The organism is Treponema bryantii (genome assembly GCF_900111035.1).
Taxonomy (GTDB): Bacteria; Spirochaetota; Spirochaetia; order Treponematales; family Treponemataceae; genus Treponema_D; species Treponema_D bryantii_C.
The window spans coordinates 177,782-186,505 of the sequence record NZ_FOFU01000005.1 but is presented as its reverse complement, the minus strand read 5'-3'; the positions used below and the strand labels follow the sequence as shown (position 1 = coordinate 186,505).

The 8,724-nt window shown below is 38.9% G+C and carries 10 protein-coding genes; 7 read left to right on the top strand and 3 right to left on the bottom strand.

Going from position 1 to position 8,724, the window contains the following annotated elements; genetic code table 11:
- Positions 1-323: IS3 family transposase (locus tag BMY21_RS10630; protein WP_143064213.1), on the top strand; the 323-nt coding region annotated here is incomplete at its 5' end.
- A 56-nt stretch (positions 324-379) separates the two neighbouring features.
- Here the strand turns inward: BMY21_RS10630 and BMY21_RS10625 are convergent.
- Both BMY21_RS10625 and BMY21_RS10620 read right to left on the bottom strand, forming a co-directional pair.
- Entirely contained in the window at positions 380-1,273 is an 894-nt protein-coding gene (locus tag BMY21_RS10625; RefSeq protein ID WP_074643942.1) for a hypothetical protein, read from the bottom strand.
- 80 nt (positions 1,274-1,353) lie between these two features.
- Positions 1,354-2,583: a dicarboxylate/amino acid:cation symporter gene (locus BMY21_RS10620; RefSeq protein WP_074643940.1), complete on the bottom strand. Its 1,230-nt coding sequence runs from the start codon at positions 2,581-2,583 to the stop codon at positions 1,354-1,356.
- A gap of 57 nt (positions 2,584-2,640) precedes the next feature.
- Here BMY21_RS10620 and BMY21_RS10615 point away from each other — a divergent pair, with 57 nt between their 5' ends.
- Complete coding sequence (locus tag BMY21_RS10615; protein ID WP_074643937.1) at positions 2,641-3,366, top strand: hypothetical protein; 726 nt, start codon at positions 2,641-2,643, stop codon at positions 3,364-3,366.
- 5 nt (positions 3,367-3,371) lie between these two features.
- A complete protein-coding gene (locus tag BMY21_RS10610) occupies positions 3,372-4,049 on the top strand; it encodes an MgtC/SapB family protein (protein ID WP_074643935.1) in 678 nt (225 codons plus the stop codon).
- Between the two features lie 3 nt (positions 4,050-4,052).
- Here the strand turns inward: BMY21_RS10610 and BMY21_RS10605 are convergent, their stop codons facing one another.
- On the bottom strand, positions 4,053-4,367 hold the full coding sequence (locus BMY21_RS10605; protein WP_074643933.1) for an isoamylase early set domain-containing protein: 315 nt from the start codon (positions 4,365-4,367) through the stop codon (positions 4,053-4,055).
- A gap of 181 nt (positions 4,368-4,548) precedes the next feature.
- Between BMY21_RS10605 and metK the strand changes: the two genes are divergently transcribed.
- The 4 genes from metK (at position 4,549) to BMY21_RS10585 (ending at position 8,707) form a co-directional block, all read left to right on the top strand.
- The gene (gene metK / locus BMY21_RS10600; RefSeq protein WP_074643931.1) at positions 4,549-5,757 is read left to right on the top strand and encodes a methionine adenosyltransferase; all 1,209 of its coding nucleotides are present in this window, start codon (positions 4,549-4,551) and stop codon (positions 5,755-5,757) included.
- A 265-nt stretch (positions 5,758-6,022) separates the two neighbouring features.
- Positions 6,023-6,655, top strand: coding sequence for an endonuclease III (nth, locus tag BMY21_RS10595; RefSeq protein WP_074643928.1), 633 nt, complete (start codon positions 6,023-6,025; stop codon positions 6,653-6,655).
- 74 nt (positions 6,656-6,729) lie between these two features.
- On the top strand, positions 6,730-7,605 hold the full coding sequence (locus tag BMY21_RS10590; protein ID WP_074643926.1) for a mechanosensitive ion channel family protein: 876 nt from the start codon (positions 6,730-6,732) through the stop codon (positions 7,603-7,605).
- Positions 7,598-8,707 (top strand): HD domain-containing protein, encoded by a 1,110-nt coding sequence (locus tag BMY21_RS10585; protein ID WP_083379834.1) that lies wholly within the window; start codon positions 7,598-7,600, stop codon positions 8,705-8,707. The genes BMY21_RS10590 and BMY21_RS10585 overlap by 8 nt, the downstream gene beginning before the upstream one ends.
- The last annotated feature ends 17 nt before the right edge of the window (positions 8,708-8,724 follow it).

Sequence of the window (8,724 nt, the reverse complement as noted above, 5' to 3'; positions counted from 1 at the left end):
CATTTTTAGAAGGTCTTATTTTTCATTCTGACCAAGGCTGGCAGTATCAACATATTTATTATAGAACGGCTCTGACTAAACATGGGATTATACAATCTATGTCTCGTAAAGGAAACTGCTATGACAACTGCATTATGGAAACATTTTTTGGTCGAATAAAGAATGAATTATATTATGGTCATGAAAGGGATTTTAAATCTTTTGAAGAGTTTTCTGTAGCAATCGCAGAATATATAGATTATTATAACAACAAGCGAATACAGGTTAAAACAAAATGGATGCCTCCTGTAAAATACAGGGAAGCATCCATTCGTTCCGCCTAGTTCATAATATGTGTCCAGAATTTTGGGTACATATCACATATTCGGGGTTTCAGGCATTATTCTGTTTCTTCTTCATCTTCAGATTCTTCTGGAGGAACATCATCCGGAGTTTCTGCATAAGTCATATCAAGAAGCTGATTGCAGTTATTTGAAAGAATCCTATAAAGCGCCGGAATCAGCTGTTCACGGATTCTATCATCAAGTCCGGCAGTACCATTAGAGTTTATGAAAGAGAAAACATAGAGCATTCCGCCATTCACAGAACGCTCCATAGCAAGAATAGCACCAGAACGGAAAAGGAAGCCCTTAAGATTAAAATGAATATCCTGAATCTTCTCGTAAAGCTTAAGTTCTAATTTATCATCTGGTACAAGAATAGTAAAATGAGAAAGACTTATATCCTGAAGACTTCCTGTTACCGGATCATTATAATTCTGTCCCTTGTAATAAGTATAAGTACAGGCAGAAGAACACAAGGCACGAATTGTCTTTCGACGTCCCTGAGCCTGGTTTGCAAACAAAATTCTTCTAATCAAATCAAAATTATTATTTTTCTGATATTCAAGCTGAATACAACCACAGCGACAGCCATATTCGTAAAGATATTTACGCTCCAGCTGATTTTTTTCAAGTTTTGACTGACGTTTTGTATACAGGATTCCTACTGAACTTGCATTATCATATTCCTGGATATAATCATAAATATAGTCTTCCCAATCCAAACCAGGAAGTTCATAATCAATATTAAAGAAAATAATCAGATCTTTAAAAAGGGATGTTATTACCTTAACCTTTTTCTGAATATTTACACGTTTATCAAAAGGAACATAATAACATTCATATCCCAGCGCAAAATATTCTTCCAGGTAGGCTTCCGGCATTAAAGATGTATCCGGTAAAATAAAAAAGGTTTTTCTTCCTGTTACAATTTCATTGACAGATATTCCCAAACCAAGCCTCTTTATTAGGGTTTAATTATATCGTAAAAATACGAAAACACAATATAAAACCCTAATAAATTGTTATAAAATTAAATAAAATGTGTTATTGAGTGATGCTCTATAGTCTTAGTCTTTACAGCTACAATATAACTGCCGACCATTGCAGTAAGTGTATCAAAAACAGCTGCAAACGAGCAGATAATCATTGAAGCCGGCTTTAAAAGCAGGAAGCTTGTTTCAAAACCACGTGCATATTTTGAACACAAAATAGTAAGCAGTACAAAAGCTCCACCAGCAGGAATTCCACCAAGCAGGAAGGAAAGTCCGAATGAAAGACCAAAAATCCAGAGAATATCAGTTACAGGAATACTCAAACTTGAATATGAACGCCATATCAAAATAAAAGATATTGTTGTAACAAGAGCAGAACCACCACGTGCAAAAATAGAGAACATAGGATAAGTAAAGCCTCGGCAACGACGGCGAATTCCAAGACTATCACTGAGATGGCGGTTTGCAAGAGGAATTACAAGATTTGAATCGCCACTAAAGAAAGAAAGGATAAGCGGTGCAATACTTGCATACAAAACCTTATAAGGATGTGGATCATGACATACAAAATGCAGAATAAGAGGATAGATTATTCCAGCCACAATCACAAAATCAACCAGGAACATAATTACCATTGGAGTAAAGATTCCAGGCTCAATTACCTTACGGAAATCCATAGTCCAGTAGCAGACAATTGCAATAGAAAGAATTGAAAGGATTTCAGTAAAGAAGTTTGCGATATTATAGAAAAGATCTGAAAGAGCATCTGAAAGTGCATAAACAGGCTTAAAAGCAACTTCTTCTGATGCACTTTCCCAGCCAATTATGAAAGCAAAAACAAGAGAAACCAGCAGGAACGAACCTTCACGAAGTGCTTCAAATCCTGAATAAGGGAAAAGAGAAAGGATCAAACCTTTTACATCAATCGAAAAAGCTTCAGTTGCTACATCAACCGTAATTGGAATACGTGGAAGCTTTACCATCAGAATTGAAGCAAGGCCTACAAGAGTTAGAATAAGTGATGATGCTACGATTATAAGTACAGTTAATCCTGTTGTTTTAAGAAGCAGTTTTGAAGTTCTGAGCTTGGAAACAGCAACAATAGCACTTGTAAAAAGCAGTGGGACAACAACATATCTTCCCACTCTTATAAATAATTCTGTCAGAAATGCAATTGCATTTGCAAAAGCCGCATTTTCTGTAGGAAGAATAAAAGCAGCAAGAATACCTAACGCAACACCAATCAAATACTTAATCCAAACTTTCATAGTTAGTCATTATAACATAGTATGGATTGCAATGCCATAGTGTGTTATAATCAAATTATGTCTAACACGCTGTTAATTGGAAAGGATTTGCCAGACGGGCTTGCTTTTGCAGAAGCACTGGCAGATTCAGGACGCTCAGTATTTGGAACTGCAAAAACTGAAGCCGATGCTGCAAAATTTGAATCAGAAAAGATTTATGCAACAACCTGGAATAAGTCTTCGGCTGTTTCAGCTCACTCTGTGATTATCAGGGCAGAAACAAAACTCGAAAATCTGGATGAAGCAATCTTTTATTTTGATGCTTCAACCTTCTGTTCACAATTTGAACTTGACCGTACAGAAGATATTTCCAATGGTATTGATTCCATGATTAGCGGTTTTCTATATTCATCTAATGAACTTTTAAAGAGAATTGACCAGCGAAAAGAAAAGATTTCTGTTTTATTCCTTGTAAAAGAATATCCTTCTAAATATGAATTGATTTCTTCAAAAGCTGTAGGACTCGTACCTGCAAGTACAATTGTAAGTACCGCACAGGCAGCTTTCTGTGCCCTTGCCGAAAGTTTTTCTACAAATGTTGCAGACAGAGATTATCTTTCTGTTATTCTTGCTAAGTGCAGCTATTCAAATGAACTATATAAAAATGAAGATGCCATTGCAGACTGGACAGTTTCCTCACTGAACACTGTAAAGACAATGAAAAATCCACAGACTGTAAAACAGGCCGGAACCTGGAATAAGGTTGGAGGAAAACTTCAGACCGGTTTTGCACTCTTCAGGTAGGCCTTATGAATATTTATATAGAATATACAATCAGATTAGCATTAAGTTTTGTATGCAGCTTTATTCTTGGCCTTGAACGAAAGAGCCATCAGCATATTGTTGGAATCAGAACCCTGGTTTCTATGGGACTTTCATGCTGTCTGCTTTCTATTCTTTCCGTTTATATGGCAGAAACTCCAGCAGTAAACGGCGATCCTACAAGAATTGCGGCCGGTGTTATTACCGGAATCGGATTCCTTGGCGGAGGTGCCATTCTTAAACTTGGTCTGAACATCAGAGGTCTTACAACTGCAGCTATCATTTTCATGACATCTGCATTGGGTATGTCTTTTGGTGCAGGCCTTTATATTCCAACTGTAATTACCTTCTTTATCATTCTGATTATTCTTTTGACAATGGATAAGGTTGAAAAGAAGATTTTCCCGGCCGCTAAAACAAAGTCGGTTATTATTCAGGTTTCAACTGCAGGTTCTGATTTTGATTTTCAGGAAAAATTTGCTGATATCATGAAGAGCTATGGCTTTATTGTTCATGATGTAAATCCACAGTTCCATCCGAAAGACAACATTATGCAGCTTTCATATACTGTAAAAACACCTGATAAACTTGATGCTGTAAAGATTGCCAAGGAATTTAGCGAAAAGAACGAGAATCTGATTAGTTTTACGATTATTGATAAATAATGCCTACTGGCGTGTAACAACAACAGAGTTATCTGCGTTGCTGAAAGGAGCCGGGATATATTTGTCGGCTTTCCAGTCATTTTCCCAGCGGCAGCCGTCTAATAAGTAACGGAACTGATATTCCCGGTCAGCAGCCAGTTCAAGAGTCACAGAAAAACTTCCGTCATTTCCAAGGATAAGGGGGGTATCAGTACTGCTCCAGCTGTTGAAGTCACCGGCAAGGTTTATTGTTTTTGCTCCCTGAGCAGCTTCCTTTGAAACAGTAAATGTAACTTTACAGGTCTTCTTATCTTTTGAAAAAGACTTTTTCAATGACATAATTAATTGACTCCTTCCCCTATTTTTCGTCCCTATAGCGTAAAAATATTGCATTTTTATGTTTTATGCAATATAGTTAATATGTAAATTTTATAATCGTCGTTTCCGCCGATTTATCCAAATTGCAGGGCGGAATTCTTCTCGTATGAGAGGAAAAATTCTTGCTAAATAGGAGACGTATATGTCTATCTTATCTAACAATCATTATTTATTTACATCTGAATCTGTAGGTGAAGGTCACCCAGATAAGCTTTGTGATCAGGTTTCTGATGCCGTTCTCGACTACTGTCTTTCTTTAGACCCGAATGCACACGTAGCATGCGAAACATTCTCAACAACAGACTTTTTGCTTGTTGGTGGAGAAATTGGTTTCCAGAAGCAGGATATCGATATTAAGGAATTCAACCGCAATATCGAAAAACTTGCACGCGGTGTTGCACTCGACATCGGTTATAACGATGCAGAAGTAGGACTTGATGGTGCAAATTGTATTTTCATGAACCGTCTTCATGCTCAGTCCGCAGATATCAATCAGGGCGTTGTAGGTACAGGTCTTGCTGAATATGAAGGTCAGCAGGGTGCCGGAGACCAGGGTATGATGTTCGGTTACGCTTGTAACGAGACTCCAGCTTTAATGCCTGCCCCAGTTTACTATTCTCATCAGATTCTTCTTCGTGCTCATGAATTGCGTCACTCTGGTAAAATTGCATGGCTCCGTCCTGATGCAAAATCTCAGGTAACAATTGAATATGATGAAAACAACAAACCTTGCCGTATCGACACTGTAGTTGTTTCTCACCAGCACAATCCTGATGTAGATTACGATACAATCAAAAAGACAATCATCGAAGAAATCATTAAGCCTGTTCTTGAACCAACAGGACTTCTTAAAGGTGATACAAAATACTTTATCAACCCAACTGGTAAATTTGTAATTGGCGGACCTGATGGAGACTCTGGTCTTACAGGACGCAAAATCATCGTAGATACATACGGTGGAATGGGACGCCACGGTGGTGGAGCTTTCTCTGGAAAGGATCCTTCTAAGGTAGACCGATCAGCAGCTTACATGGCACGCTACATTGCAAAGAACGTAGTTGCAGCAGGACTTGCAGACCGCGCCGAGGTAGAACTTGCTTATGCAATCGGAGTTCCATTCCCAGTTTCTATCATGGTTGAAACATTCGGTACTGAAAAAGTAAGCCGCAACAAGATTGAAGCCGCTGTAGAAAAGGTATTTGACTGTACACCAGCAGGAATTATTAAGACTCTGAACCTTAAGCAGCCAATTTACCGCAAGACAGCATCTTACGGACACTTTGGCCGCGAAGGCTTCCCTTGGGAAAATACAGACAAGGTAGACGAGCTTAAGGCTGCGGTTTCACAGTAATAGTCTGACCATACTCCAGAAGCATTCGGCCTTCTGGAGTAAATTTTCCTTCTTTTTTAGGCTGATTTTTAACGTTGTAAGCATGAATAGGGATATTCTTTTTAGCCCCTACATGGAAAGGTCCTAAATCATAAGTTTTATATTCTCCCTTTACAAGTGAATCAAAATTATCTATCTTTTTTCCTCCAGGAAAAGTATAACTTATAATGATGTTTTTACGAGTTTTTTATTTAAATATTGTTGATTTTTCATTATTGTAGAAAATATGACATTGCTTTCAAAAGAGGAAATGACAGAAGCTTTCAAGCGCTGGAAAAAGGCAAATCCTGCTCCAGTCTCTGAACTGGATTATGTAAATCCATTTACACTGCTGGTTGCTGTAGTTCTTAGTGCACAGGCAACCGATAAAGGCGTAAACAAAGCGACCGCTGCTTTGTTTAAGGTAGCAGATACTCCGGAAAAAATGCTTGCACTTGGAGAAGAAGGTCTCATTTCCTATATCAAAACAATCGGACTCTATAAAAACAAAGCCAAACACGTTATGGGTCTTTCTAAGAAGCTGATTGATGATTTTGACAGTAAAGTGCCGGGAACCCGCGAAGAACTTATGACACTTCCGGGAGTTGGACGTAAAACTGCAAATGTAGTTTTGAATGTAATTTTTCATGAACCTACAATGCCGGTTGATACGCACCTGCTTAGGGTTGCCCCAAAAATCGGACTTGCCGAAGGAAATACACCGGAAACTGTAGAAAAAAGTCTGCTTGAAAGAATACCTCCAGAGTTTCTGCACGATGCTCATCACTGGATTTTACTGCACGGGCGCTACGTCTGTACTGCAAGAACTCCTAATTGTGAAGAATGTCTGATAAAGGATTTGTGTAAGCATAACAGCTGAAGTCTACATTAGTTTCGACAGGCTCAACCATCGTAACACTTGAAATCATCAGGAATCAGCGGTACATTTTAGAAATGAACGAAAAAATCAATTCTATTGGTGAAGCTGCAAGTAATGCTGCTAATGATATTTTCTTTGATAAAACTACATCGTTTTTCAGCTGGATAAAGACTTTTCTTACATGGGAAAATCTTTTTAGATTGATAGGAAGCCTTCTGATTCTTTTCATAATATGGCTGGCATTCCGTCTCATAGCCAAGGCTATCCGCCGTGTTCCGGAATCAAAACTCCCGGCTCAGAGAGCAGCAATAGTCGTTAAATTCCTTCGTTATATATGTTATGTAGTCATTGTACTTTATGTACTCGGACTTTTCGGAATCAATCTTAAAGCCATCTGGGGAGCTGCAGGAATTGCCGGAGTTGCAATCGGTTTTGCTGCACAGACTTCAGTAAGCAATCTTATCAGCGGACTTTTCGTTTTGACAGAAGGTTCCATCCACGTTGGAGATACAATCATTGTTGGTGATGTAACCGGTATTGTTGATGAAGTAAAACTTCTTTCTATCCGTGTTCATACCTTTGATAATCAGATGGTTCGTATTCCGAACTCTACAATTATCAACAGCAATCTTACAAATAACTCATATCACAATAAGCGCCGCTGGACAGTAAAGGTTGGCGTTGATTATTCAACTGATATGAATCTCGCAATTGAAACCTTAAAAAAGGCTCCTGCGCTCTGCCCTACAGTTTTGAAGGACCCGGAACCAACAGTCTGGTTTGACGGTTTTGATTCAAGCAGTATAAATCTTGTTGTTGCAGTCTGGTTTAAACCTGCTGATTTCCTTCAGACAAGAAATGACATCCACATTGCAATCAAAAAAGTACTGGATGAAGCAGGAATTTCTATTCCATTCAACCAGCTTGATGTAAAGATTAAAAATGCGTAATTACTACGCACAATACGACTGGGATACAATGCTGAAACAGCATGCCCCAGTCAAATATGATATTTCCGAATATTTTGAAATCCTCTGCCCAAAATCTGATTATCCTGATTTTTTAGACTGCTATATAAAATTACCGGTTATGCAGCGTCTGGCTGGAGTTGGTCTGCTTTGCGGAACCGACTGGACACCTCTTTACAGAAACCGATTTTTTTATTCGCGCCTCGACCATAGCAAAGGTGTTGCACTGATTGTCTGGCATTTTACACATGATAAGGCCCAGACTATAGCAGGACTTTTGCACGATATTTCAACACCAGTTTTTTCTCATGTATCTGATTTTCGTAAGGGAGATATGCTGACACAGACTGCGACTGAAGAACCAACCGCACAAATAATCCGCGGAGACGCAGAATTGGACCGCCTACTTGCAGAAGATGATCTGACTCCCGCTCAGGTTGAAGATTATCATATTTACCCGATAGCCGATAACGAGATTCCGCAGCTCAGTGCAGACCGCCTTGAATATATGTTTCCTTCCGGAATGGCTCTGGATGGAAGCTGGACAATGGATGAAATCCGCCGCTGTTATAATGATCTGATAATTCTGAAAAATGAAGATGGACAGGATGAACTTGGCTTTCAGCATGTTGAAATTGCAGAACTTTATTGCGAACACTTTTGTATGATAGGTCATATTCTTCAGTTGAATGAAAACAAACTTGCACTTCACCTTCTGGGCCAGATTATGAACCTTGCAGAAAAAGAAGGTGTTCTTAGTGAAGAAGATTTTATGACACTGAGTGAAAAGGAAGTAATGGAGAGGCTGGACTCGGTGGTTGAGAGTCCGCGCAGAGGATGTACCGAAACCACTTTATTACCTCGCTTATATAAAACATTCCGCACCATGACGTCTATTGAGCATACCGAAGAGCCGATGGATGAAAAAGAATATTTCTGTATCAACCTGAAGGTAAAGCAGAGATATATAAACCCTCTCGTTAATGGGCATCGTCTCTCTGAGGTCTCAGAAAAAGCCCACCGCATTATCGAAGACTTCAAAACCTACAGCGACACTCCGTATGGTTGCGTGAAGCTCGTTTAATCACTAAAATAGAGCAC

Bases quoted from the DNA above. Each gene is read 5' to 3' on its own strand.
- BMY21_RS10610 (WP_074643935.1), top strand. From the start codon at position 3,372: ATGAATATTTATATAGAATATACAATCAGATTAGCATTAAGTTTTGTA.
- BMY21_RS10605 (WP_074643933.1), bottom strand. From the start codon at position 4,367: ATGTCATTGAAAAAGTCTTTTTCAAAAGATAAGAAGACCTGTAAAGTT.
- metK (WP_074643931.1), top strand. From the start codon at position 4,549: ATGTCTATCTTATCTAACAATCATTATTTATTTACATCTGAATCTGTA.
- BMY21_RS10590 (WP_074643926.1), top strand. From the start codon at position 6,730: ATGAACGAAAAAATCAATTCTATTGGTGAAGCTGCAAGTAATGCTGCT.
- BMY21_RS10620 (WP_074643940.1), bottom strand. From the start codon at position 2,583: ATGAAAGTTTGGATTAAGTATTTGATTGGTGTTGCGTTAGGTATTCTT.
- nth (WP_074643928.1), top strand. From the start codon at position 6,023: ATGACATTGCTTTCAAAAGAGGAAATGACAGAAGCTTTCAAGCGCTGG.
- BMY21_RS10615 (WP_074643937.1), top strand. From the start codon at position 2,641: ATGTCTAACACGCTGTTAATTGGAAAGGATTTGCCAGACGGGCTTGCT.
- BMY21_RS10585 (WP_083379834.1), top strand. From the start codon at position 7,598: ATGCGTAATTACTACGCACAATACGACTGGGATACAATGCTGAAACAG.